This is a genomic window from Nonomuraea roseola, assembly GCF_039535395.1.
Taxonomy (GTDB): domain Bacteria; phylum Actinomycetota; class Actinomycetes; order Streptosporangiales; family Streptosporangiaceae; genus Nonomuraea; species Nonomuraea roseola.
The window spans coordinates 3,067,309-3,091,116 of sequence record NZ_BAAAXC010000015.1; the positions used below are offsets into that span (position 1 = coordinate 3,067,309).

26 protein-coding genes and 1 riboswitch are annotated in these 23,808 nt (G+C 69.6%); of the genes, 19 read left to right on the forward strand and 7 right to left on the reverse strand.

What is annotated here, in order from left to right:
• Together ABFX55_RS37910 and ABFX55_RS37915 are read left to right on the forward strand one after the other, a co-directional pair.
• Positions 1-642 carry a hypothetical protein gene (locus tag ABFX55_RS37910; RefSeq protein WP_346127875.1) on the forward strand — a complete coding sequence of 214 codons (642 nt, stop codon included), beginning with the start codon at positions 1-3 and terminating at the stop codon, positions 640-642.
• Between the two features lie 86 nt (positions 643-728).
• Positions 729-1,910 carry a C40 family peptidase gene (locus ABFX55_RS37915; RefSeq protein WP_346127877.1) on the forward strand — a complete coding sequence of 394 codons (1,182 nt, stop codon included), beginning with the start codon at positions 729-731 and terminating at the stop codon, positions 1,908-1,910.
• 50 nt (positions 1,911-1,960) lie between these two features.
• Here ABFX55_RS37915 and ABFX55_RS37920 read toward each other — a convergent pair whose 3' ends face one another.
• Complete coding sequence (locus tag ABFX55_RS37920) at positions 1,961-2,461, reverse strand: inorganic diphosphatase (protein WP_346127878.1); 501 nt, start codon at positions 2,459-2,461, stop codon at positions 1,961-1,963.
• A gap of 308 nt (positions 2,462-2,769) precedes the next feature.
• Between ABFX55_RS37920 and dacB the strand changes: the two genes are divergently transcribed.
• From dacB to ABFX55_RS37975, 11 genes are all read left to right on the forward strand, one after another.
• Positions 2,770-3,933: a D-alanyl-D-alanine carboxypeptidase/D-alanyl-D-alanine endopeptidase gene (dacB, locus tag ABFX55_RS37925; RefSeq protein WP_346127880.1), complete on the forward strand. Its 1,164-nt coding sequence runs from the start codon at positions 2,770-2,772 to the stop codon at positions 3,931-3,933.
• Between the two features lie 151 nt (positions 3,934-4,084).
• On the forward strand, positions 4,085-5,191 hold the full coding sequence (locus ABFX55_RS37930; protein WP_346127882.1) for a zinc-dependent metalloprotease: 1,107 nt from the start codon (positions 4,085-4,087) through the stop codon (positions 5,189-5,191).
• Between the two features lie 139 nt (positions 5,192-5,330).
• Positions 5,331-6,329 carry a tRNA lysidine(34) synthetase TilS gene (gene tilS / locus ABFX55_RS37935; RefSeq protein WP_346127884.1) on the forward strand — a complete coding sequence of 333 codons (999 nt, stop codon included), beginning with the start codon at positions 5,331-5,333 and terminating at the stop codon, positions 6,327-6,329.
• Positions 6,330-6,339: 10 nt separating this feature from the next.
• Positions 6,340-6,897: a hypoxanthine phosphoribosyltransferase gene (hpt, locus tag ABFX55_RS37940; protein WP_312895753.1), complete on the forward strand. Its 558-nt coding sequence runs from the start codon at positions 6,340-6,342 to the stop codon at positions 6,895-6,897.
• 232 nt (positions 6,898-7,129) lie between these two features.
• Positions 7,130-9,127 carry an ATP-dependent zinc metalloprotease FtsH gene (ftsH, locus tag ABFX55_RS37945; RefSeq protein WP_183653695.1) on the forward strand — a complete coding sequence of 666 codons (1,998 nt, stop codon included), beginning with the start codon at positions 7,130-7,132 and terminating at the stop codon, positions 9,125-9,127.
• Entirely contained in the window at positions 9,124-9,702 is a 579-nt protein-coding gene (gene folE, locus ABFX55_RS37950) for a GTP cyclohydrolase I FolE (RefSeq protein WP_183653697.1), read from the forward strand. Before ftsH ends, folE begins: the two co-directional genes overlap by 4 nt.
• A gap of 152 nt (positions 9,703-9,854) precedes the next feature.
• Positions 9,855-10,697 carry a dihydropteroate synthase gene (gene folP, locus ABFX55_RS37955; RefSeq protein ID WP_346127887.1) on the forward strand — a complete coding sequence of 281 codons (843 nt, stop codon included), beginning with the start codon at positions 9,855-9,857 and terminating at the stop codon, positions 10,695-10,697.
• A complete protein-coding gene (locus ABFX55_RS37960) occupies positions 10,694-11,140 on the forward strand; it encodes a nuclear transport factor 2 family protein (protein WP_183653700.1) in 447 nt (148 codons plus the stop codon). Before folP ends, ABFX55_RS37960 begins: the two co-directional genes overlap by 4 nt.
• Complete coding sequence (gene folB / locus ABFX55_RS37965; protein ID WP_346127889.1) at positions 11,130-11,495, forward strand: dihydroneopterin aldolase; 366 nt, start codon at positions 11,130-11,132, stop codon at positions 11,493-11,495. Before ABFX55_RS37960 ends, folB begins: the two co-directional genes overlap by 11 nt.
• Complete coding sequence (gene folK, locus ABFX55_RS37970; RefSeq protein ID WP_346127891.1) at positions 11,492-11,995, forward strand: 2-amino-4-hydroxy-6-hydroxymethyldihydropteridine diphosphokinase; 504 nt, start codon at positions 11,492-11,494, stop codon at positions 11,993-11,995. Before folB ends, folK begins: the two co-directional genes overlap by 4 nt.
• Complete coding sequence (locus ABFX55_RS37975) at positions 11,992-12,453, forward strand: DUF3180 domain-containing protein (RefSeq protein ID WP_346127893.1); 462 nt, start codon at positions 11,992-11,994, stop codon at positions 12,451-12,453. The genes folK and ABFX55_RS37975 overlap by 4 nt, the downstream gene beginning before the upstream one ends.
• 3 nt (positions 12,454-12,456) lie before the next feature.
• Here the strand turns inward: ABFX55_RS37975 and ABFX55_RS37980 are convergent, their stop codons facing one another.
• Both ABFX55_RS37980 and ABFX55_RS37985 read right to left on the reverse strand, forming a co-directional pair.
• Positions 12,457-13,539 carry an acyltransferase family protein gene (locus ABFX55_RS37980; protein ID WP_346127895.1) on the reverse strand — a complete coding sequence of 361 codons (1,083 nt, stop codon included), beginning with the start codon at positions 13,537-13,539 and terminating at the stop codon, positions 12,457-12,459.
• A complete protein-coding gene (locus ABFX55_RS37985; RefSeq protein ID WP_346127897.1) occupies positions 13,536-14,681 on the reverse strand; it encodes an NADH-quinone oxidoreductase subunit D in 1,146 nt (381 codons plus the stop codon). Before ABFX55_RS37985 ends, ABFX55_RS37980 begins: the two co-directional genes overlap by 4 nt.
• 93 nt (positions 14,682-14,774) lie before the next feature.
• Between ABFX55_RS37985 and ABFX55_RS37990 the strand changes: the two genes are divergently transcribed.
• Positions 14,775-15,275: a DoxX family protein gene (locus ABFX55_RS37990; RefSeq protein WP_346127899.1), complete on the forward strand. Its 501-nt coding sequence runs from the start codon at positions 14,775-14,777 to the stop codon at positions 15,273-15,275.
• Here ABFX55_RS37990 and ABFX55_RS37995 read toward each other — a convergent pair.
• Positions 15,272-16,516, reverse strand: a complete 1,245-nt coding sequence (locus ABFX55_RS37995) for an aminotransferase class V-fold PLP-dependent enzyme (protein ID WP_346127901.1) — start codon at positions 16,514-16,516, stop codon at positions 15,272-15,274. The two genes, ABFX55_RS37990 and ABFX55_RS37995, sit on opposite strands and share 4 nt — an antisense overlap.
• Before the next feature lie 46 nt (positions 16,517-16,562).
• A riboswitch (SAM riboswitch) is annotated at positions 16,563-16,678 on the reverse strand.
• A gap of 84 nt (positions 16,679-16,762) precedes the next feature.
• On the opposite strand from ABFX55_RS37995, the gene ABFX55_RS38000 reads away from it, so the two are divergent.
• Both ABFX55_RS38000 and ABFX55_RS38005 read left to right on the forward strand, forming a co-directional pair.
• A complete protein-coding gene (locus ABFX55_RS38000; RefSeq protein ID WP_346127903.1) occupies positions 16,763-17,494 on the forward strand; it encodes a TerC family protein in 732 nt (243 codons plus the stop codon).
• Positions 17,494-18,684, forward strand: a complete 1,191-nt coding sequence (locus ABFX55_RS38005) for a cytochrome P450 (RefSeq protein WP_346127905.1) — start codon at positions 17,494-17,496, stop codon at positions 18,682-18,684. Before ABFX55_RS38000 ends, ABFX55_RS38005 begins: the two co-directional genes overlap by 1 nt.
• Before the next feature lie 36 nt (positions 18,685-18,720).
• On the opposite strand, the gene ABFX55_RS38010 is transcribed toward ABFX55_RS38005, so the two are convergent.
• From ABFX55_RS38010 to ABFX55_RS38020, 3 genes are read right to left on the reverse strand one after another with little or no spacing between them, the layout of a single operon-like run.
• On the reverse strand, positions 18,721-19,893 hold the full coding sequence (locus ABFX55_RS38010; RefSeq protein ID WP_346127907.1) for a cation:proton antiporter: 1,173 nt from the start codon (positions 19,891-19,893) through the stop codon (positions 18,721-18,723).
• Positions 19,894-20,376 carry a cation:proton antiporter regulatory subunit gene (locus ABFX55_RS38015; RefSeq protein WP_183653725.1) on the reverse strand — a complete coding sequence of 161 codons (483 nt, stop codon included), beginning with the start codon at positions 20,374-20,376 and terminating at the stop codon, positions 19,894-19,896.
• A gap of 4 nt (positions 20,377-20,380) precedes the next feature.
• Positions 20,381-21,343 carry an SAM-dependent methyltransferase gene (locus tag ABFX55_RS38020; RefSeq protein ID WP_346127909.1) on the reverse strand — a complete coding sequence of 321 codons (963 nt, stop codon included), beginning with the start codon at positions 21,341-21,343 and terminating at the stop codon, positions 20,381-20,383.
• A gap of 192 nt (positions 21,344-21,535) precedes the next feature.
• Here ABFX55_RS38020 and ABFX55_RS38025 point away from each other — a divergent pair, with 192 nt between their 5' ends.
• From ABFX55_RS38025 to panC, 3 genes are all read left to right on the forward strand, one after another.
• On the forward strand, positions 21,536-21,766 hold the full coding sequence (locus ABFX55_RS38025) for a chaplin (protein ID WP_346127911.1): 231 nt from the start codon (positions 21,536-21,538) through the stop codon (positions 21,764-21,766).
• A 272-nt stretch (positions 21,767-22,038) separates the two neighbouring features.
• On the forward strand, positions 22,039-22,929 hold the full coding sequence (locus ABFX55_RS38030) for a Rossmann-like and DUF2520 domain-containing protein (protein ID WP_346131378.1): 891 nt from the start codon (positions 22,039-22,041) through the stop codon (positions 22,927-22,929).
• Positions 22,930-22,977: 48 nt separating this feature from the next.
• Positions 22,978-23,799, forward strand: coding sequence for a pantoate--beta-alanine ligase (gene panC / locus ABFX55_RS38035; protein ID WP_346127913.1), 822 nt, complete (start codon positions 22,978-22,980; stop codon positions 23,797-23,799).
• The last annotated feature ends 9 nt before the right edge of the window (positions 23,800-23,808 follow it).

Here is a 23,808-nt window from a genome sequence, read left to right on the forward strand (position 1 = left end):
GTGGAGCGCTTCACCGTCAAGGGGCACAGGGTCTGCCCGCTCCCTCTCAGGGGAGAGCTGGCCGACCTGGTGCCCCGCATTCATGAGGTCGACTGGCCGACCTGGCTCGACCCGGGCCCTCGCATGCTGCGCGACGTCCTCGACCAGTGCCGCCTGCTGACCGCCCGCGCCCTGGCCACGCTCTCGTGGCTGGCCGCCGGCGACCTCCCCTCCGACCTCGAGTGGCTCTGGACCCAGCGCAGGCTGACGGGCCCCCGCCAGGAGCGCATGTACGGCGCGGCGGCGACCGTGCCCGACCCCGTCCTGGCGCTGGTCGTCGCCGACTGGACCTGGGCGCTCGGCACGCCCTACGGCGGCAGGGTCACCGCCCCCTACCTCGCGGGCAGCGCCTACCCGCGCGACGGTCATCAGGCGGCCCACGCCACCATGACGCTCTACCAGACCTACGACCGCTATCCCGAGTCGCGTCCCGCGATCGCCGCCGCGTGGGCCGCCGCCCGCGTCACCGCCGACTGGTGCAAGGCCGCCGAACTTCACGCTGCGTATGGGAGCGAGACCCCGGTCTTCACCTATCCCCGAGGGACGATTCCTGCCGCCGTGTCCGTCCGGCCCTGGATAGAACGCCTGTTTCGCCTGCGATGATGACGGTACGTGAGGTACATGTGTGCGGAGTGTGAGGTAAGGGAACTGTGTGCATAGAGTGACTACGCATGCGCGGAGGGGAGTCTATGCACACCGTCAAGAAACGGCTGCTTGTTGCCTGCTGTCTGCTTGTGGCGACCTGCCCGCCCGCGGCCGCCGAACCCGCCCCTTCCGCGGGCGAGGTCGCCGAGGCGCGCGCCGCCGTACGGCACAGGGCCGAGGCCCTCGGAGCGGCGAGCGTACGGCTGGCGACCGCCCACACCCGCCTCGAGGCGCTGGCCGCGGAGGCAGGGCGGAAGGTGGAGGCCTACAACGGCCAGCTCGTACGGCTGGAGCAGGCCAAGGCCCGCCACGCCGCGGCCACGGTGCGGCTGAAGGCCGCCGAGGCCAAGGTGGCGGAGACCAGCGCCGCCGTCTCCATGCTGGCGGCGCAGTCCTACGGCGGCATGGATCTGAGCAACCCCATGGTCGGCCTGCTCAGCGACGAAGGGGGCGTCCCCGGGTACCTGCACAGGGCGGGCATGCTCGCCTCCATGGGCGATGAGCAGGGCGAGATGCTCAAGCTGGTGCGCGACACCCAGGAGGTCGCCGCCGTCCTTCGCGCGCAGACCCAGGAGGCCTACGCCGAGCAGCAGGACGCCTTCAGGCAGGCCGAGGAGGCCAAGGCGGCGGCGCGGGCGGCGGTCGACAGGCAGGCCAGGGAGGCCAAGCTGATCGAGGCCGAGAAGAGGCGGCTGCAGAGCAGGGTCGACGCCGCGCGCAGTGAGGCCGAACGTCTGGCCAGGCAGCGCGAGGAGGCTTTGGAACGTGCCAGGCTCGAACGCGAGGCGCGTCTGGCCACCCGGCTGGCGCAAAGGGGAGGGGCCGCCGCCGGAGGCTGGGCCGCGGGCGGCTCCAGCGCCACCATGGGCGACGTCGCGGCCGACTGGGCGCTGTCGCAGCTCGGCAAGCCGTACGTGTGGGCGGCCGCGGGGCCGTCCAGCTACGACTGCTCGGGGCTGACGATGCGGGCGTGGGAACAGGCCGGGGTCCGGATCGACCACTGGACGGGCACCCAGTGGACCTCGGGCCCGCACATCCCGCTCGACCAGCTGCGCAGGGGAGACCTGCTGTTCTTCGGCAAGCTCACCAGCAACCCCGGCGACATCCACCACGTGGGCATGTACGTCGGCAGGGGACTGATGGTGCACGCCCCGCAGACGGGCGACGTCGTCCGCGTCGCCTCGATGTGGCGCAGAGACCTGGTCGGCGCGACCAGGCCCCGTTGACCCCGAGAGCCGCGCACCCCTGCCGGGGAGCGCGGCTCTCGGAAGCGGCGTCAGTGGGCGGCGCCGTAGCCCTCGTCCTTGGCGCGCTGGAAGGAGCGCACGATCTCGGCCTCGGCCTCGACCCTGCCCACCCAGTTGGCGCCCTCGACCGACTTGCCGGGCTCCAGGTCCTTGTAGACCTCGAAGAAGTGCTGGATCTCCAGCCTGTCGAACTCGGGCACGTGGTGGATGTCGCGGATGTGCTCCATCCGCGGGTCGGTGGCCGGGACGCACAGGACCTTGTCGTCGCCGCCCTTCTCATCCGTCATGCGGAACATGCCGACGGCGCGGCAGGTGATGTAGCAGCCGGGGAAGGTCGGCTCCTGCAGCAGCACCAGCGCGTCGAGGGGGTCGCCGTCCTCACCGAGGGTGTTCTCGATGAACCCGTAGTCGGCGGGGTACTGCGTGGAGGTGAACAGGAGCCGGTCAAGCCTGATCTTGCCGGTCTCGTGGTCCACTTCGTACTTGTTCCGTTGCCCCTTCGGAATTTCAACGACAACGTCGAACTCCACCGCGGTTCCTCCGCTCGAGCCCCCGGGCACCCCCGGATGGGCGTTAGTGTCTCGTAGGCGAACTGAGAGAGAGGGTCGGCGACGTGGTAAGGCGCGAGCGGTGGGTGACGTTGACCACACTCGCCGTGCTCCAGGCCGTCACAATCGTGACCGGCGCTTACGCCGTCACGAACGACTTCAGCCTGGGCGCGCTGACGAGGCCAGAGTCACAACCGACCGTGCCGGCGGAGCCTTCTCCCGTTCCGGTGATCACCGCGGGGCCAGTGCTGGCCACGGGTGGGAACGGACCTCTCCCGACTAAGGGTACTTTGACCTCGCAGCTCACCGACGCCCTGGGGGACGAAGCGCTCGGCGGCAGGGTGGGCGCCGTGGTCCTCGACGCCGCCACGGGCCAGCAGATCTTCGCCGCCAACCCAGCGACGGGCATCACCCCCGCCTCCACCACGAAGGTGGTCACCTGCGTCGCGGCCCTGGCCTCCCTCGGGCCCGACGCGCGCCTGAAGACCTCGGTGGTCCAGGGCGCGAACAGGAGCTCGATCATCCTGGTCGGCGGCGGCGACCCCACTCTCGCGGGTCCCTTCGCCAAGGCGGGCGCCTACCCGAAACAGGCCTCGCTGGCGCAGCTGGCCTCCCGTACGGCTGCCGCGCTCAAGTCGTCGGGCGTCACCAAGGTCACGCTCTCCTACGACGCCTCCCTCTTCACCGGCCCCACCAGCGCCCCCGGCTGGAAGTCCAACTACATCCCCGACGGCGAGGTGGCCCCCGTCCACGCCCTGACGATCGACGTGGGCCGCCAGCACCCCTCCTCCAGAGCGCCGCGCGTCTCCAACCCCTCCGCCTTCGCGGCCGCCGCCTTCGCCGGGCTCCTCGACAGGTACGGCATCAGCGTCGGCAAGAAGGTGCGCCCCGCCAAGGCGCCACAGGGGGCCGCCTCGCTGGCGACGGTCGAGTCGGCGCCCGTCTACGCGCTGGTCGAGCGCACGCTGACGATGAGCGACAACGACCTCGCCGAGGCGCTGGCGCGGCACGTGGCGATCAAGGAGGGCGAGCCCGCCTCCTTCGAGGGCGCCACCCGGGCCATGGTCACCGCGCTGAAGAGGATCGGCGGGGCCAAGGGCGTCATGCTCTCCGACGCCTCCGGCCTCTCCATCAGGAACCGCATCAGCGCGGACGGCATGGCCCGCGTGCTGGCCATCGCCAGCAAGGATCCTGCGCTGAGGCCGATCCTTTCCGGCATGCCCATCGCGGGGTTCACCGGCACGCTGGGCCACAGGTTCACCCGTGACGACAGCAAGGGCGAGGTCGGCCTCGTGCGCGGAAAGACGGGCACGCTCAACAACGTCAACACTCTCGCCGGGTTCGCCACCACGGCCGAGGGCCGGCTGGTCACCTTCGCCTTCATGGCCGACAAGGTGCCCGTCAACGCCGAGCCCGTCCTCGACCGCCTCGCCGCCATCGTCGCCCGCTCCTGACGGCCGCCTGCCCCGCCTTCGGGCCCGTCCAGGAACCCCCGCGTCCGGTTCTTCGCAGGCCACCCGTCCTCCCGCGCTTCCCCGGGCTCTGTCCCTAACCCCTGTGGCCAGTTCTTCGCAGGCGGGGAGGGAACCACGTACGGTGGACGTTATGCAGGTGATCGACTGGGATCTGGCCGTCTCGACCGGCACGCGCCTGGTGCGCCCCGGCCCACAGGTGAGTCGTGAGGAGGCCCGCCACGCCGTCACCGAACTGCGCACCCTCTCCCGAGAGGCGGAGGGCCACGTCCGCGAGTTCACCAGAATAGATGCGGCCACTCCGCCGCAGCCCGCGACAATCGTCGACAGACCAGGCTGGATCAGGGCGAACGTCGAGGGTTTCCGCGTCGTGCTCGAACCGCTCACCCAGCGGATGGCCAGCCGCGACAACCCTCCACCCGCGATCGTCAGCGCCGTGGGCTCGCGCATCACCGGCGTCGAGGTGGGCGCCGTGCTCGCCTTCCTCGCCTCGCGCGTGCTCGGCCAGTACGAGCTGTTCCTCCCGCCCGACCCCACGGGACGTGAGCCGATCGGCCGCCTCACCCTCGTGGCTCCCAACATCGTCAACGCCGAGCGGGAGATGGGGGTGCACCCGCGCGACTTCCGCCTGTGGGTGTGCCTGCACGAGGAGACGCACCGGGTGCAGTTCACCGGGGTCCCGTGGCTGCGCGAGTACGTCAGGTCGCAGATGACCGAGTTCCTGCTCGCCTCCGATCTCGACCTGCCCACCCTGCTCGAACGGCTGCGCAACGCCGCCGACACCGTGGCGGACGTCGTGCGCGGCACCGGCGAGGGCAACCTCATCGACGCGATCCAGACGCCCGAGCAGAAGGAGATCCTCGACAGGGTCACCGCGGTGATGACGCTGCTGGAGGGGCACGGCGACTTCGTGATGGACGCCGTCGGGCCCACCGTGGTGCCGTCCGTGGCCGACATCAGGTCGAAGTTCAGCCAGCGCCGCGAGGGCGGCTCGCGCCTCGACCGCACGGTGCGCAAGCTTCTCGGCCTCGAGATGAAGATGAAGCAGTACGCCGAAGGGTCCGCCTTCGTCCGTGAGGTGGTCGGGAAGGTGGGGATGGACGGGTTCAACCGCGTCTGGACCTCACCCGAGACCCTGCCCTCCTCCGACGAGATCGCCGCGCCCGACCGCTGGATCGCCCGCGTGGTCCCGCAGGACCAGCCGGCCATCCCCCCGCAGGCCACCGACCCGGAGGCCTGACCGCTCCCCGGCGGCACGGCTGGGCGGGTCGCCGGATGCCGCCGAGCGACTCGGCGTACGCCATGCGACTCGGCGTGCGCCGGGGCGAGTCGGCGGGCAAGGTGCCGCCGCCTTCTTCCCGGGCGGGACAATGGCGGGTATGGGTCCACACCCCGCCGTCGCCGACGTACGGCGTGCCGTACGCGAGGCGCTGGCCGACCTGAGCCCTGGCGACCTCGTGCTGGCCGCGTGCAGCGGCGGGGCCGACTCCCTCGCGCTGGCCGCCGCCCTGGCCTTCGTCGCGCCCAGGGCGAACCTCAGGGCGGGCCTGCTGACCGTCGACCACCAGCTTCAGGACGGCTCCGCCGGGCGGGCCGCCGACGTACTCGGGCACGCCGCCGCGCTGGGTCTGGCCCCCGCGGAGACGCTGACGGTCCGCGTCGGCACGGTGGGCGGTCCCGAGGCCGCCGCGCGCGAGGCACGCTACGAGGCGCTCGCCACGGCCGCCGACCGCCTCGGCGCCCGCACGGTCCTGCTCGGCCACACGCGCGACGACCAGGCGGAGACCGTCCTGCTCGGCCTGGCGAGGGGCAGCGGCCCGAGGTCGCTGTCGGGGATGGCGTCGAGGGCGGGGCGCTACCGCAGGCCCTTCCTCCATCTGGGCAGGGACACCACCGAGAGCGCCTGCCGCGCGCTCGGGCTGCTCTTCTGGGACGACCCGCACAACGCCGATCCCCGCTACACCAGGGTGAAGGTGCGAACCAGGGTCATGCCGATGCTGGAGGCCGAACTCGGCCCAGGCATCGCCCAGGCGCTCGCGAGGACCGCGGATCTGGCGCGGGAGGACTCCGACGCCCTCGACGAATGGGCCGAGAGAGCCTTCGCCGATTGCGCTCTAAGCGATATCGACGGGGGCGTGGCGCTGGCCGTACCGGGGCTCGAGGGCCTCCCTGACGCCGTCAGGCGGCGGGTGTTGCGGCGGGCGGCGATCGCGGCGGGGGCACCCGCCGGCGCGCTGTCGGCGGGCCACGTGCTGACGGCGGATCGGCTGATCACGGCATGGCGGGGGCAGGGAAGGGCCGACCTACCCGGGGGAGTTGGCGTGGTTCGGCGGTATGGCACCCTTGTGTTCGCCCCCGCGCAAGAGAACCAAGCGTAAGGACACCCAGGTGGACGCAGCCGACATGGGCAAGGACCTCGAGAAGGTCCTCATCTCCGAAGACGAGCTCCAGGCGAAGATCAAGGAGCTGGCCGCTCAGATCGACGCAGACTACTCAGGCAAGGACCTGCTGCTCGTCGGCGTGCTCAAGGGCGCGGTGATGGTGGTGGCAGACCTGGCCAGGGCCCTTCACCTGGCCGTCGAGACCGACTGGATGGCGGTCTCCTCCTACGGCGCGGGCACCAAGTCCTCGGGCGTCGTGCGGATTCTGAAGGACCTCGACACCGACATCACCAACCGCCACGTGCTGATCGTCGAGGACATCATCGACTCGGGCCTCACGCTGAGCTGGCTGCTCGACAACCTGAAGTCGCGCAACCCCGCCTCGCTGGAGATCTGCGCGGCGCTGCGCAAACCCGACGCCATCAAGGTGCCGATCGAGGTGAAGTACGTCGGTTTCGACATCCCCAACGAGTTCGTGATCGGCTACGGGCTCGACTACGCGGAGCGTTACCGCAACCTTCCCTTCATCGGCACCCTGGCCCCCCACGTCTACGGCGGCTCATAGACCTGGAATGGCCGGGAACATCGAGTGACCTGACGTACGTTGGTAGGGCAAAGGCCGGAGGAGCGGGCAGTGACCCTGCGCCTCCCCCGGTGTACCTTCTGACACGCGGGGGGTGACCCAGTGTCGCCCTCGGGTAGTCAGAAGGAGCGGTGACGGATGCCGCAGCCCCGGGTCATACCGGGGTTCCAGGCCTTGGTCAGGAAGGGACGGGCCCGCAGGGGTTCCGCATCGGATGGATCTCAAGCGATTTACACGTGGGCCACTGCTGTGGATCCTGGGCATCGTCGTGCTGCTCCTGCTTGTCACCACAATGTGGAGCGGCGAGGGCAACTTCAAGACCGCCGACACGTCCATGGTGCTCAAGCAGATCCGCGACGGCAACGTATCCAACGCCAAGCTCGTGGACAAGGACCAGCAGCGCATCGAGCTCACGCTCAACAGCCCGGTCAGGATTGGCGAGACCTCCACCGACCGCATCCAGTCGAACTGGGTGACCGGTCAGGGTGTGCAGCTCGTCGACGAGCTGCAGAAGCAGGACGCCGCAGGAAAGCTCAAGGGTGGCTTCACCGTCGAGGTGCCGCAGGAGAACTTCCTGCTCGGCCTGCTCGTCAGCTTCCTGCCGATCGTCATCATCGTGCTGATCTTCCTGTTCATCATGAACCAGATGCAGGGCGGCGGCAGCCGGGTGATGCAGTTCGGCAAGTCCAAGGCCAAGCTGATCAGCAAGGACACCCCCAAGACCACCTTCGCCGACGTCGCAGGCGCGGACGAGGCCATCGAGGAGCTCCAGGAGATCAAGGAGTTCCTGCAGGCCCCGGCCAAGTTCCAGGCGATCGGCGCCAAGATCCCCAAGGGCGTGCTGCTGTACGGCCCGCCCGGCACCGGCAAGACCCTGCTCGCCCGCGCGGTCGCGGGTGAGGCGGGCGTGCCGTTCTACTCCATCTCGGGCTCCGACTTCGTCGAGATGTTCGTGGGTGTCGGCGCCAGCCGCGTGCGCGACCTGTTCGAGCAGGCCAAGGCGAACGCCCCGGCGATCATCTTCATCGACGAGATCGACGCCGTCGGCCGCCACCGTGGCGCGGGCCTCGGCGGCGGTCACGACGAGCGCGAGCAGACGCTGAACCAGCTGCTCGTCGAGATGGACGGCTTCGACGTCAAGGGCGGCGTGATCCTCATCGCCGCGACGAACAGGCCCGACATCCTCGACCCCGCGCTGCTGCGTCCCGGCCGGTTCGACCGTCAGGTCACCGTCGACAGGCCCGACCTCGAGGGCCGCAAGGGCATCCTCAAGGTTCACGGCCGCGGCAAGCCGTTCTCGCCCGACGTCGAGCTCGACGTCATCGCGCGCCGTACGCCGGGCTTCACCGGCGCCGACCTGGCCAACGTGATCAACGAGGCCGCGCTGCTCACCGCACGCGCCGACCAGAAGCTGATCACGATGGAGATCCTCGAGGAGTCGATCGACCGCGTCATGGCGGGCCCGGAGCGCAAGACCCGGGTCATGTCCGACAAGGAGAAGAAGATGATCGCCTACCACGAGGGCGGTCACGCGCTCGTGGCGCACGCGTTGCCGAACAGCGACCCCGTGCACAAGATCACGATCCTCTCCCGTGGGCGCGCGCTCGGCTACACCATGACCCTGCCGATGGAGGACAAGTTCCTCGCCACGCGGTCGGAGATGATGGACCAGCTCGCGATGCTGCTCGGCGGCCGCGCGGCGGAGGAGCTCGTCTTCCACGAGCCCACCACCGGCGCCTCCAACGACATCGAGAAGGCCACCGCCGTCGCCCGCCGCATGGTCACCGAGTACGGCATGAGCGAGCAACTCGGCGCCCGCAAGTTCGGCACCGGCAACGCCGAAGTCTTCCTCGGCCGCGAGATGGGCCACGAGCGCGACTACTCCGAGAAGATCGCCTCCACGATCGACGAGGAAGTCCGCCGGATGATCGAGACGGCGCACGACCAGGCGTGGGACATCCTGGTCGAGTACCGCGACGTTCTCGACAACCTGGTGCTCGAGCTCATGGAGAAGGAGACCCTCTCCCGCCAGCAGGTGGTGGAGATCTTCTCCTCGGTGGTCGTCAGGGAGCACCGCCCGTCCTACGCGGGTTACGGCAAGCGGCTCCCCTCGGACCGCCCGCCGGTTCTCACCCCGAAGGAGCAGTCCGGCAACGGCGCTCTGATCCCGGGTCACGCAGACAACGCACTTCCCTCCGGCGAGGGTGCGTGAAACCGCGCGACGTCGACCACGCTCGGATCGAGAAGGCCGTCAGGGAGATCCTCTACGCGATCGGCGAGGATCCTGACCGTGACGGCCTGATCGACACTCCTGGCCGGGTGGCCAGGGCGTACGCCGAGCAGTTCTCGGGGCTCAACCAGAGCCCCGAGGACGTGCTGAACAAGGTGTTCGACGTCGACCACGACGAGATGATCCTCGTGCGGGACATCGAGGTCTACTCGACGTGCGAGCACCACCTGGTCCCCTTCTTCGGGATGGCGCACGTCGGCTACATCCCGAACGACAAGGGCCAGGTCACGGGCCTGTCCAAGCTGGCGCGCCTGGTGGACGTCTTCGCCAGGCGCCCGCAGGTGCAGGAGCGGATGACCTCGCAGATCGCCGACGCGCTGATGCGCATCCTCGAGCCGCGCGGGGCCATCGTGGTCCTGGAGTGCGAGCACCTGTGCATGACCATGCGCGGGGTACGCAAGCCGGGGGCGAAGACGCTCACCTCCGCGGTCCGCGGTGACTTCCGCAGCAGCGACAAGACCAGGGCCGAGGCGATGGCCCTCATCATCGGCCGCTGATCGGTCCGCTCCCCTGTACGGCACACAGGCCCCACGCCACCACGGCGTGGGGCCTGTGTTCGTCCGGGGGCCGCTGTGCCGTACAGGATCGTTATCCACTACCCGACACCCCCTGGGGAGGCGACGCGAGTGATGCACCTAGGCTTGGGGATATGAAGATGGGGCTGCCACGTGAAGAGCGCTGCCTCGTCATGGGCGTGGTCAACGTGACCCCCGACTCCTTCTCCGACGGCGGCCTGTGGTTCGACGAGAGCGCCGCCGTCCGCCACGGCCTCGAGCTGGTCCAGGAGGGTGCCGACCTGGTCGACGTCGGCGGCGAGTCCACCAGGCCAGGCGCCGCGAGGGTGCCGCTGGAGGAGGAGCTGGCCAGGGTCGTGCCGGTGATCCGCGCCCTGAGCGGCGAGGGTGTTCGGGTGAGCGTCGACACGATGCGGGCCGAGGTCGCGAAGGCCGCGGTCGAGGCGGGCGCCGAGCTGGTCAACGACGTGAGCGGCGGTCTGGCCGACCCCGAGATGCCGAGGGTGGTCGCCGACACGGGTGTGCCCTACGTCGTCATGCACTGGCGCGGTCACAGCCACGACATGGACAGCAGGGCGGTCTACTCCGACGTCGTCACCGAGGTGCGTGAGGAGCTGGCCAAGCGGGTCGACCTGGTGCTGGCGGAGGGCGTCTCCGAGAGCCAGATCGTCCTCGACCCTGGCCTGGGGTTCGCCAAGAACGCCGAGCACAACTGGGCGCTGCTCAACGGCATCGAGGAGTTGAACGAGCTGGGTTATCCGCTGCTGATCGGGGCTTCGCGCAAGAGGTTCCTCGGTCGCCTGCTGGCCGATTCCGACGGGACTCCCCGCCCGTTCAGCCGCAGCGACCACGCCACCACCGCGGTCACCGCGCTGGCCGCCCACGCGGGCGCGTGGTGCGTGCGGGTGCACGAGGTGGGCCCCAACGCCGATGCCGTCCGTGTGGCGGCCGCCTGGAAGCGAGGAGGCGGCCGATGAGCGTCGACACCGCTGCGATCGAGACGATCAACCAGTCCTTCTACACCGCCATAGAGGACGCCGATCTCGACAAGATGACCGAGATCTGGGCCGAGGACACCACCGACGGCCAGGTGAGCTGCGTGCACCCTGGCTGGACGATGCTGGCGGGCAGAGGCGAGGTGCTGCGCTCGTGGGCGCTCATCATGGCCAACACGACCTACATCCAGTTCGTGCTCACCGACGTGCGCACCACAGTGCTCGGCGATCTCGCCGTGCTCACCTGCGTGGAGAACATCCTCACCGCGGGTGAGGAGGGCGAGGCCAGCTTCGCCGCGGGCAAGGTGGTGGCCAGCAACGTCTACGTCAGGTCGGCCCAGGGCTGGCGGCTGTGGATGCACCACGGCTCGCCCGTGCTCCAGAGCGACGATGACGAGGAGGAGGAAGGCGATCTTGACGGCTGATCGGATCACCCTCAAGGGGTTGCGCTTCAGGGGCCGCCACGGCGTCCTGCCCGCCGAACGTGAGCTGGGCCAGGAGTTCGTGATCGACGTCACCCTGTTCCTCGACACCAGGCCCGCCGCCGACAGCGACGAGGTCACCCAGACGGTGCACTACGGCGAGCTGGCTCTCGACCTGGCGAAGGTCGTCGAGGGCGAGCCCGTCAACCTGATCGAGACGCTCGCCGAGCGCCTGGCGGAGGTCTGCCTGGCCAGTGAGCTGGTCCAGGCGGCGGAGGTCACCGTGCACAAACCGGCAGCGCCGATCCCGCTCGCCTTCGACGACGTGGCCGTCACCATCCTGCGGAGCCGGTCATGAGAGTCGTCCTCGCTCTCGGCAGCAACCTCGGGCCGCGCTTCGAGACGCTCCAGGGCGCCCTCGACTCCCTCTTCGACGCGCCGGGGCTGCGGTTCGTCGCCGTGTCTCCGGTCTACGAGACCGACCCGGTGGGCGGTCCCGACGGGCAGAAGCCGTATCTCAACGCCGTGGTCGTCGCCGAGTCCAAGCTCAGCCCCGAGACCCTGCTCGACCGCGCGCAGAGCGTCGAGAACGCCTTCGGCAGGGTGAGGGCCGAACGCTGGGGCCCGCGCACCCTCGACGTCGATGTGATCGTCGCCGGAGACATCGTCTCCGACGACCCCGCGCTGACGCTGCCGCACCCTCGCGCCCATGAGCGGGCCTTCGTGCTGGTTCCGTGGTCCAAGGCCGACCCTGACGCGGTGCTGCCCGGCCGCGGCCCCGTCGCCGACCTGCTGGCAGGGCTCGACAGAAGCGGCGTACGGCTGCGCGAAGACCTCAAGCTGCAGGGGCCGGATTGAAGCCCACCCGCCCGGCCGTCCTGGTCGGCATTCTCGTTGTCGTCGCCCTGCTGGCCTGGCTGATCGTCAGGCAGATCTACTCCGAGCTCCCTCGGTTGCCGTGGACGGCGATCCCCACCGTGCTGCTGCTGGCGGTCGGTGAGGGCTACAGCGGCTGGATGACGCGTGCGCGCATCGCCCGCAAGCCCGACACCAAGCCCGTCGAGCCGCTCGCCGTCGCCCGCCTGGCGGCGCTGGCGAAGGCCTCGGCCTACGTGGGCGCGGTCTTCGCCGGCCTGTTCGCGGGGTTCTCGCTGACCACGGTGCAACTGCTGACCAGCGAGACGCCCGGCCAGGAGTTCTTCGTGGCGACGGGCTCGTTCCTGGCGTTCGTGGTGCTGATCTGCGCGGCCCTCTACCTCGAGAACTCCTGCAGGGTGCCCAAGAAGCCCGACGACGAGCGTCAGGACTTCGGGTAGCGCCTAGGTGGGCGCCGGTGTGCGATCCACCCGTTTTCTGCGGGAGAAGAGGTAGATGACCGGAAGGGTGCACAGCAGCGGGCCCAGGATGGCGAAGGGGCGTTCCAGCCACCACATCAGGTTGGGCCTGGGATCGGCTGAGGGGAAGCCGAACAGACCCCACCACAGGCCCAGGGCGATCGCCATCCCCGTGGTGTGGAAGAGGAACAGCGGCAGCGCGAACCGGTTGATGGTCTCGTTGACGCGCTTCCAGCGAGGCCCTTCGAGCACCCTCTCCATGGTCGGCCGCAGCACCTCGACCAGGCCGATCTGGAAGATGAGCAGGCAGACGATGACGAAGGTGGGCGGCGCCATGTTCGACAGCTTGTCGCCCGGCACGCCGACCATCGAGCCCGGGTACAGGCCCGAGTAGACCAGCCCGAACAGGCCGAACAGGCCCGTCCAGAGGATGGCCACGTCGTAGCGGCGGGGCAGGACGACCACGCGCTCGTAGAAGAAGCCCGCCTGGTGGGCCAGGCCCCAGACGAGGATCATGTTGAGCCAGCCGACCCAGTCGACGCCGTAGCGCAGCCTGATGACGTCGACGACCAGCGCGGCGCCGCCCAGCCAGATGAGCGCGAGCACGTCGTAGCGGCGGTGCAGCCACAGCGCCACGGGCAGGAGCGCGATCAGCACCAGGTAGACGATGAGGAACCACAGGGGGCTGAGCACGAGCAGCACCACGCGCCACATCCAGGGGATGTCGAACAGCATGGTCACGACGGCGCCGATGCCGATCCAGATGCCCGTCAGCGTCAGGCCGGGGATGGCCAGAGCCTTGATGCGCCGCCACACGAAGGCCCCGATGCCGGTGCCGCGTTCGCACGCCCTGTTCCACGACAGCAGGTGGACGTAGCCGCCGACGTAGAAGAACAGCGGCAGCACCTGGAAGAGCCAGGTGAGGATCCACAGCCCTGAGGTGAAGCCCAGCGGGCTGGTGGGGGAGGGCCCTTCGGGCGACCACCGGAGGATGGTGAACGCCCAGTGCCACACCACGACGGTGATCAGGCTGAGCGCGCGCAGCCAGTCGACGTATTTGTCCCTCACTTGTCGATGTCACCCACCACGAAGAACATCGAGCCGAGGATCGCGACCATGTCGGCGACCAGGTGGCCCGGCAGCATCTCGCGCAGCACCTGCACGTTGCTGTAGGAGGCCGAGCGCAGCTTCATCCGCCACGGTGTCTTGTCGCCCCTGGAGACCAGGTAGTAGCCGTTGATGCCCAGCGGGTTCTCCGTCCAGGCGTAGGTGTGGCCCTCCGGAACCTTCAGCACCTTGGGCAGGCGCTGGTTGATCGGGCCAGGGGGCAGCGAGCGCAGCCGTTCGACGCAGGCGTCGGCCAGGTCGAGGGAGACCTTGAGCTGTTCGAGCAGCACCTCGAAGCGGGCGTGGCAGTCGCCCGCCGTCCTGGTGACGACCTTGACGGGCAGCTGCTCGTAGGCCAGGTACGGCTGGTCGCGCCGCAGGTCGAGGTCGACCCCCGACGCCCTGGCGATCGGGCCGCTCACGCCGTACTGCATGATCGTTTCGCGGTCGAGGACGCCGACGCCGCGGGTGCGGGCCAGGAAGATCTCGTTGCCGAGGATGAGGTTCTCGATGTCGGGCACCTTGGCCCTGGTGGCGGAGACGGTGGCGCTGACACGGTCGAGCCAGCCCGCGGGCAGCTCCTCCTTGAGCCCGCCGACGCGGTTGAACATGTAGTGCATCCGCCCGCCGGAGATCTCCTCCATGACGGCCTGGATGCGCTCGCGCTCGTTGAAGGCGTAGAAGATCGGGGTGATCGCGCCCAGCTCGAGCGGGTAGGAGCCGAGGAACATCAGGTGCGACAGGGCCCTGTTGAGCTCGGCGAGCAGCGTGCGCGTCCACACCGCCCTGGCGGGCACCTCCATGCCGAGCATCCGCTCGGCGGCGATCACCACGCCGAGCTCGTTGGCGAAGCCCGACAGCCAGTCGTGCCTGTTGGCCAGCATGATGATCTGCCGGTAGTCGCGGACCTCGAACAGCTTCTCCGCGCCCCTGTGCATGTAGCCGATGATCGGCTCGGCGGTGGCGATGCGCTCGCCGTCGAGCGTCAGGCGAAGTCGCAGGACGCCGTGCGTCGAGGGGTGCTGCGGCCCGATGTTGAGGATCATGTCCTCCGTGGCCAGCTCCTTGGCGCCTGCCCCGATTCCGACCACGCGTTCTTCCATAACCGCCATGCTGCCACTGGCGGTGAGGGTGATCCAGTCAAGGAATGGTCTGTTTGCGCATTTCCGCTGGTGAGCCAGGGGAGATAGAAGGGCATGAAAAGAGTCTTGTTCGATCTGGCGGCGTTGGTGACACGGGTGGCGATCGGTCTCGTCTTCGTCTCGCACGGCTGGCAGAAGTGGCAGACCGGCATCGACTCCGTCACGCAGATGTTCACCAAGATGGGGGTGCCGCAACCGGGGCTGGCCGCGGGCTTCACGATGACGGCCGAGCTGGTGGGCGGCGCCCTGCTGATCATCGGCCTGTTCGTGCCGGTCGCGGCGCTGGCCCTGGTGGCGGTGTCGGCGGGGGCGTTCCTGTTCGTTCACGCGCCGAACGGGGTCTTCGTCGGCGACGGAGGCTGGGAGCTGGTCGGCGCGCTCGGGGCCGGGTGCCTGGTGCTCGCCGCGGTGGGCGGAGGGCGCTTCGGCATCGACGGCATCCACAAGGCCGTCCTCGCCAGACGGGCCCAGCGCAGGGCCGAGGCCCACGCCGCGGCCCGTGCGCCCATCGACGTGGACGGCGTGTCGCACCACCGCGAGCTGTCGAGCCCCTAGCGCCGCGCGGCCAGGTCGCGCAGCGCGCCGATGAGGCGGTCGATGTGCTCCTCGTTGCTGCCGATGCCGATGGAGGCCCTGACGGCCGAGGCCGTGCCGTCCTCGCAGCCGCCGTCGGTGGCCCCGAGCAGGTGACGGACGAACGGGTGCGCGCAGAACTTGCCGTCACGCACGCCGATGCCGTACTCGCCGGAGAGCGCTTCGGCGACCTCTCGTGCGGTGTAGCCGTCGACGACGAACGACACGATGCCGACCCTTGGGTGGTCGGGGCCCCACAGCGACAGCTCGTGGACGCCCTCGATCGCGTCCAGGCCCTCGCGCAGCCTCGAGACGAGCCGCTCCTCCTCGCGGACCAGCGCGGTCCAGCCGGTGGCGGTGAGCGCGTCGCACGCGGCGGCCAGCGCGATGGCGCCGAGCACGTTCGGGGTTCCCGCCTCGTGCCTGGGCTCGGCGTCCTCGTGCCACTCCACGGTGTCGGCGACCGCCTTCACCGCGCCGCCGCCCTTCAGGTACGGCTCGCCCTCAGACAGCCAGTCCCGCCGTCCGACCAGCACGCCGGCGCCGAAGGGAGCGTAGAGCTTGTGCCCGGAGAAGGCCACGTAGTCGAGGTCCAGCGCGGTCAGGTTGAGCCTGCGGTGCGGGACCAGCTGGGCCGCGTCGACCAGGATGCGGGCGCCGTGCCTGTGCGCGATGTGCGCGAGCGCGGCGATCGGCCAGAGCTCGCCCGTCACGTTGGAGGCGGCGGTGACCACGAGCAGCTTGGGGCCCTCGATCGCGGCGAGGGCCTCGTCGGCCTGCCGTACGGCCTCGCCGGGGAAGGCGGGCGGCGCCAGCCGTACGGCCCGCGGCCAGGGAAGGAGGGAGGCGTGGTGCTCGGTGTCGAAGACCACGGCGGTCGTGCCCTCGGGGAGGCACCTGGCCAGCAGGTTCGTGGCGTCGGTCGTGTTGCGGGTGAAGATGACCGCGTCGTCGGTGCGGGCGCCGACGAAGGCGCGCACGGTGTGGCGCGCCTGCTCGTAGCGGGCGGTGGTGAGCTGGGAGGCGTAGCCCGCGCCGCGGTGCACGCTGGAGTAGGCCGGGAGCGCGGCGGCGACGGCCGCGCTGACCGGCTCGAGACACGGGGCGCTGGCGGCGTAGTCGAGGTTGGCGTAGGAGACCAGACGGCCGCCCTTGACGGGAACCTCGAGGTCCTCGCCGAGCACCTTGACCTGAACGGGGTGGGAGATCGTCGCTACGGACATGGCACAGCCCTCCTGGGGTCATCGGACCCCGGCTGTGGCACCTCGGAGCCCGCGCTTGCCCGCCACACCTCGTGACGGACCAGGTCTTCACCCGGGGCACCCCGCCGCGGACGCGAGGGTTGCCGGCCAGCAAGCCGGGGCTAAGCGCTGGCACTCATGACCTACGCCGGAACTATAACCCAAGACGCGAACTTCTTGCACAGGTGACTCGTTGGGGTTTGGGACGACTAACCAAGGAGGTATGTGATGTGGGACTGGGTGGCAGACCCTCAGATCTGGATCGGGTTCTTCACCCTGGTCGCCCTCGAGATCGTGCTGGGCATAGACAACATCATCTTCATCTCGATCCTGGCGGGCAAGCTCCCGCCCGAACAGCGTGACAGGGCCAGGGTGCTCGGTCTGGGCGCCGCTCTCGTCACCAGGCTCCTGCTTCTGCTCGCCCTGGCATGGGTGGTCCGGCTGACCGAACCGCTCTTCGAGGTCCTCGGTCAGGAGATCTCGGGCCGAGATCTGATCCTCATCCTTGGCGGCCTGTTCCTGCTGGCCAAGAGCGTGCTGGAGATCGGCGAGAGCATGGAGTTGAAGGGCAAGGACGGCAAGGAGCGCAAGGTCACCTCCTTCACCTCGGTGATCCTGCAGATCATGGTGCTCGACATCGTGTTCTCGCTCGACTCGGTCATCACCGCGGTCGGCATGGTCGACGAGCTCGGCGTCATGGTCGCCGCGGTCATCGTCGCCGTGCTGGTCATGCTGTTCGCGTCGGGGCCGATCAGCAGGTTCGTCGACAAGCACCCGAGCATCAAGATGCTCGCGCTGTCGTTCCTGGTGCTGATCGGGGTGGTGCTCCTGGCCGAGGGCTTCGACCAGCACATCCCGAAGGGCTACATCTACTTCGCGATGGCGTTCTCGGTGGTCGTGGAGCTGCTCAACATCAGGATGCGGAGCAGGCATGCGAAGGCGGAATCTAGTATGAACTAGTGCGCTTTGATCCTTGGAATCCGGATTTCGTGGCCTCGCCGTACACGGTTTATGACGAGCTGAGGCGTGAGGCGCCGGTCAGCTTCTTCGAGCCCACGGGTCAGTGGCTGATCGCCAGGCACGCCGACGTCAACGCGCTGCTGCGCGACCGCAGGCTCGGCAGGTCCTACCTGCACCTGGCCACGCACGAGGAGTTCGGGCGCGAGCCCGAGCCGGACTTCCAGGAGCCCTTCTGGCGGGTGATCAGGGCGGGCATGCTCGACGTCGAGCCACCCGTCCACACCCGCCTGCGCCGCCTGGTCTCCAAGGCGTTCACTCCTCGCATGGTCGAGTCGATGCGCCCGAGGGTCCGCGCGATCGTCGAGGGCCTGGTCGACGACTTCGTCGAGAAGGGCGGCGGCGACCTCATCGCGGAGGTGGCCGAGCCGCTGCCCGTCACCGTCATCGCCGAGATGCTCGGCGTGCCCGACGCCGACAGGCACCTGCTGCGCCCGTGGTCAGCCGACATCTGCGGCATGTACGAGCTGAACCCCTCGCAGGAGGCCCAGCACACCGCCGTCACGGCCGCGGCGGAGTTCTCCGACTACCTCAAGGGCCTGGCCCGCGCCCGCAGGGCCGCTCCGGGCGAGGACCTCATCAGCGCGCTCGCCCAGATCGAGGAGCTGACCGAGGACGAGTTGGTCGGCACCTGCGTGCTGCTGCTCAACGCCGGTCACGAGGCGACCGTGAACGTCACGGGCAACGGCTGGTGGTCGCTGTTCCGCAACCCCTCCGAGCTCGTACGGCTGCGCCAGGACCTCTCGCTGCTGCCCACGGCCGTCGAGGAGCTGATGCGCTACGACACCCCGCTGCAGATGTTCGAGCGCTGGGTGCTCGAGGACATCGAGGTAGGCGGGGTGGCCATCCCGAAGGGCGTGGAGATCGCCCTGCTGTTCGGCTCGGCCAACCGCGACCCCGAGGTCTTCGACCGCCCCGACGCGCTCGACGTCGGCAGGGCGGACAACCCGCACATCTCCTTCGGCGCGGGCATCCACTTCTGCCTGGGCGCGCCGCTGGCCAGGATCGAGCTGGTGGAGTCGTTCGGCGCCCTCCTGAGGAGGGCGCCGGACATCGCCCTCGTCGAGGAGCCCGAGTGGAACCCCGGCTACATCATTCGAGGGCTCCGTTCGCTCGACGTCTCCTGCGAGTGAGCGAAGCGAGTGAGCCAGGAGGACCAGCGGGTTCTCTCACACGGGCGGCGAAGGAGGCCGCGTGAGTCGCGTGAGCATCGGCTCGACCAGCTTGGCGGCGAGAGGGCCGAAGGCCGCGAGGATCAGCACGTAGGTGGCGGCGAGAGGGCCGAGATCGGGGTGTGCCCCCGCCGCCACGGCCAGACCGGCGATGACGATGTTGAACTCGCCGCGTGGAACCAGCGCGATGCCGGCGCGCATGCGGCCCGCCCTGGCGATGCCGGCCCTGCGTGCCGCGTAGGAGCCGGTCAGGAGCTTGGTGACGATGCTGACCAGCGCGAGCAGGAGCGCGAGCAGCGCCACGGGCGGGATCTTCCCTGGATCGGTCTGCAGGCCGAAGAAGACGAAGAAGACCGCGGCGAACAGGTCGCGCAGCGGCATCAGCAGCGCCCGCGCCTCGTGTGCCAGCTCCCCCGACAGCGCGATGCCGACCAGGAAGGCGCCCACCGCTGCCGACACCTGCAGCTCCTGGGCGATGCCCGCCACCAGCAGCGCCAGGCCGAGCACCTTCAGCAGCAGCACCTCGTTGTTCGGGCTGGAGACGAACGCCTCGATGAACCTGCCGAAGCGCAGCGCGATCACCAGGACGATGGTCACCGTGCCGAGGGCGATGCCCAGTGAGATCGCGCCCGTCACCAGCGAGACGCCTGCCAGCATGGCGGTCAGCAGCGGCAGGTAGACGGCCATCGCGAGGTCCTCGAAGACGAGGAGCGACAGCACCACGGGTGTCTCGCGGTTACCGATCCACCCGAGATCGGACAGCACCTTCGCGGTGATGCCCGAGGAGGTGGCGTAGGTGACGCCCGCCATGGCGACGGCCGCGACGGGTCCCCAGCCGAGCAGCAGCGCGGCTATCGCGCCTGGCGCCGCGTTGAGGACGATGTCGACCAGGCCCGCCCTGGCGTTGCTGCGCAGGCTGGAGACCAGCTCGCCGGCGTTGTACTCGAGTCCGAGCGTGAGAAGCAGGAGCACGACGCCGATCTCGGCGCCGACGGCGATGAAGTCCTCGCTGGTGGCGAGGGGAAGGATGCCGCCCTGCCCGAAGGCGAGGCCGGCCAGGAGGTAGAGGGGGATGGCGGAGATGCCCGCTCGCAGCGCCAGCGCGCCGAGCACGCCGAGAGCGAGGATGATGCCGCCGAGTTCGAGGAAGACAATCGCGGTGTCGTGCACTTACCCGTCCGTGAGAATGTCGGCGACCGCTCGGGTCGTCTCGTCGTCGCCGACGACGACCACGACGTCTCCCGCGCTGAACCTGAAGTCGGGGGTCGGACTCGCGTTGACCTGCGGACCACGCACGACGGCCACCACGGAGGCGCCGGTGCGGGTGCGGATGCGCGCGTCACCCAGTGTCCTGCCGTCGTACGGCGAGCCGGGCAGGACAGGGAGCTGGATGCTCACCAGCCCCTCGATCTCGCTGTGGAGGGCGTTGAGCCGCTGGACGATGCGCGGCGCGCCGAGCAGTTCGACCAGCGCGTCGGCCTCTTCGTCGTTGAGCTGTATGGCTTCACACGCCCTGTCGGGATCCGACCGGTCGTAGATGATCAGGTCCCGCCGTCCCGAGCGGTGCGAGACGACGGCGACGCGGCGACCCGAATGGGTCGTGAACTCGTGTTTGAGCCCGATGCCTGGAAGCGAGGTCTGTTCGATCTCCACATGATTAACGTATCTGGCTAAGCCATCCGAATGCGCCCAGGCCCTCGCCGTCGATGAGCTCGGCCTCGTGCGAGGCGCGCGCCAGAGCTCTCAGATAGCCCGGCGGATCGGTGCGGGCCAGGTCGAGCGAGGGTCTGGTTCCCGTGATGCCGAGAGAGCGCAGCACGTCGCGCTGTGTGGACAACCTTGTGGATATCGCACCGGCTTGCTCGCCTGCCTCCGCACACGCGTCAAGTGCGACATGCGCGGTGATGTCGCAGGTCCCGTCAGGTATGGGCGCAACGACCGAACCGTCCCTGTATCCGGCGAGCGTCCCTTGGGCGGGCCGGTTATCCACAGGGTGTGCATAATCAATGGCTATCGCCTGGCCTCTGGCGAGCCGCTCGACCACGCTCGCCCACGCCATGCAGCGCGACCTGCCCAACTCGGCACGCTGGCCCACGCTGCGCAGCGGCCACCACCGCTCCATCCAGAGCAGATCCTCCTGCTCTGGGGCGGGGCCCAGCCGCTCGTCGCCGGTCTCGGTGTCGACCAGCACCAGGCGCGGCCCTTCAGGGGTCTGCTCGGCCACGTCGAACGGTATGTTGTCCAGCCACTCGTTGGCGATCACCAGGCCGGTGATCGCCTCGGGCGCGGCGGGGCTCCAGACGATGCGCTCGGGCAGGCCGGCGGGGCGGGAGGACAGGTCGACGGCGGTGACCCGCAGCCGGTCGCGCAGGCCGGGTTCGGCGAGTTCCAGCACGTGGGCGGAGAGCGCTCCGTCGCCCGCGCCGATGTCGACGAAGTCGAGCGGTTCGGGCCCGCCGAGCTTCTCGTCGAGGGCGAGCAGGACCTTCGTGACCGCCTCGGCGAAGACGGGGGAGGCCACCACCGAGGTGCGGAAGTGCCCTGAAGGGCGTTCGCGCAGGTAGAAACCGTTGTCCCCGTAAAGCGCCCGCTCCATCGCCGCCCGCCAGGTGAGCCACATGCCACGGACTATCTCATGAGGTTCCGTTGACACGCCAAGTGACGGGATGACTACGTACTGTCTATGTTTTGCGCTACCGTTACGGACCGTCACCGGATGATCGCCCGGCCCTACCCCCAGTGGGCGCGGTCCGGTCCCCGGCGCAAACACCCCGGACAGCGGCCTCAGGCCGCGCAACGAGAGGAGACCCTCATGCTGAAGAAGTCTGTCGTCGTCGCCGGCGTCATGGCCATGATGGCGCTCGGCGCCCCCGCCGCCCACGCGGACAACGTCACCAGTGGCAGGAACGGTGTGCTCTCCGGCAACCAGATCTTCGCGCCGATCTCGATTCCCGTGAACGTGTGCGGAAACGCCATCGCGGTGATCGGCGTGGCCGTGGCCGGCTGCAAGGGCGGCGCCTCGGTGGACGTCCACCAGCACTGACGCGCTTGATGCGCGCCCGCTGGCGACGGAGCCTGCGGGCGCGCACCGGACACACCTTGGCCGGCCCGTCGGCGGTGGGTCGGCCTCCTCATTACAGGGCGGGCGTCGGGTCACAAAGGCTCGGCGCCCGCTTCTGGCAGGGGGTGCACCTTTTACGTCCCCTTGTCCGGCTTTGTGTCATCTCAACATGCGGCAAAAGAGCCATGACCCGGGCCGTGAACCAGCGGCAGTTACCCTGTTCAACAGTGTCGTTGACAGGGGGGCAGTACGTCATGGACGCAGGAGATCGCCCGGGTCGGCTGGCCGTCGGCGTGCTGGGCGCGGGCAAGGTCGGATCGGTCCTCGGCGCCGCGCTCGCTCAGGCCGGCCACAGGGTCGTGGCCGCGAGCGGCGTCTCCGACACCTCCCAGCGCTGGGCCGCGGAGCGCCTCGGCGTGCGGACGCGCAACCCCGAGGAGGTCGTCGGCGCCGCCGAGCTGATCCTGCTCACCGTCTCCGACGACGCACTGCCCGGACTGGTCGCCGGTCTCGCCTCCACGGGGGCCGACCTGCGCGGCAAGCTGCTCGTCCACACCAGCGGCGCCTACGGCCTGGGCGTCCTCGATCCCGCCGCCCAGAAGGGCGCCCTCCCGCTCGCCTTGCACCCGGTCATGACGTTCACCGGCAGGGACGACGACCTCAACAAAATCACCGGCATCTCCTTCGGCGTCACCTCGCCCGAGCCGCTGCGGCCCATCGCCGAGGCGCTCGTCATCGAGATGGGCGGCGAGCCCGTCTGGATCGCCGACGCCGACCGCGCCCTCTACCACGCGGCCCTGGCGGGGGCGGCCAACCACATGGTGACCCTGATCGCCGAGTCCTCGGAGCTGCTGGAGCGCATCGGCGTCGAGCACCCGGGCAGGATGCTGGGCCCGCTCCTGGGGGCCGCGCTCGACAACGTGCTCAGGCTGGGCATCTCGGGGCTCACGGGCCCTGTCGTCCGCGGCGACGCGACCACCGTGCGCAGGCACGTCGACGCGCTGATCCTGGCGGCACCCGAGGCGGCCGACGCATACGTGGCACTCGCTAGGCTCACGGCGGACCGGGCGCTCGCCGCCGGGTTGCTCAAGCCCGAGGCGGCCGAGCGACTGCTCGACGCGCTGGGGGGGAACATTTGGACCTGATCGGGCCGGGACGTTCCGCCTGGACCTGATCAGTCTAGGAGGTCACCGATGGAACTGATCGTCGCGCACGACCGCGCAGGACTGGACAAGGCGCGCTCCTCGGGAAGCGTCGCTCTCGTCCCGACCATGGGCGCCCTGCACGAGGGACACCGCTCGCTCATCCGCATGGCGCGCGCCATGGGCGAGCAGGTGGTGGTCAGCATCTTCGTCAACCCGCTGCAGTTCGGCCCCGGCGAGGACTACGCCCGCTACCCCCGCACGCTCGCCGCCGACCTCGAGATCTGCGCGGAGGAGGGGGTGGACGTCGTCTTCGCCCCCTCGCCCGACGACATGTACAGGCCCGACCGCCAGGTGAGCGTCTCCGCGGGCGAGATGGGCACGATCGTCGAGGGCGCCGTCCGCCCCGGACACTTCGACGGCATGCTGACCGTCGTGCTCAAGCTGTTCAACCTGGTCAGGCCGGACGTCGCGGTGTTCGGCCAGAAAGACGCCCAGCAACTGGCGCTGATCAGGCGGATGGTCGTCGACCTCGACCTGCCCATCGAGATCGTCGGCGCCCCCACCGTGCGCGAGGGGGACGGCCTGGCGCTGTCCAGCCGCAACAGGTACCTGACGTCCGACGACCGCCACGCCGCGCTCGCCCTGTCGCGTGCCCTGCGCGCGGGAGCGGCCGAGGAGGAGCCCGCCGCGGTCAGGGCGGCCGCGCTCGAGGTGCTGGCCTCGTCCGCGCTCGAGGTGGACTACCTCGTGCTGGTCGATCCGGCCACGTTCGCCGAGGTCCCCGACTCCTACAGGGGTGAGGCGGTCCTCGCGGTGGCTGCCAAGGTCGGGTCCACCCGGCTGATCGACAATCTCCCGCTGACGTTCTAGGGCGGGGGC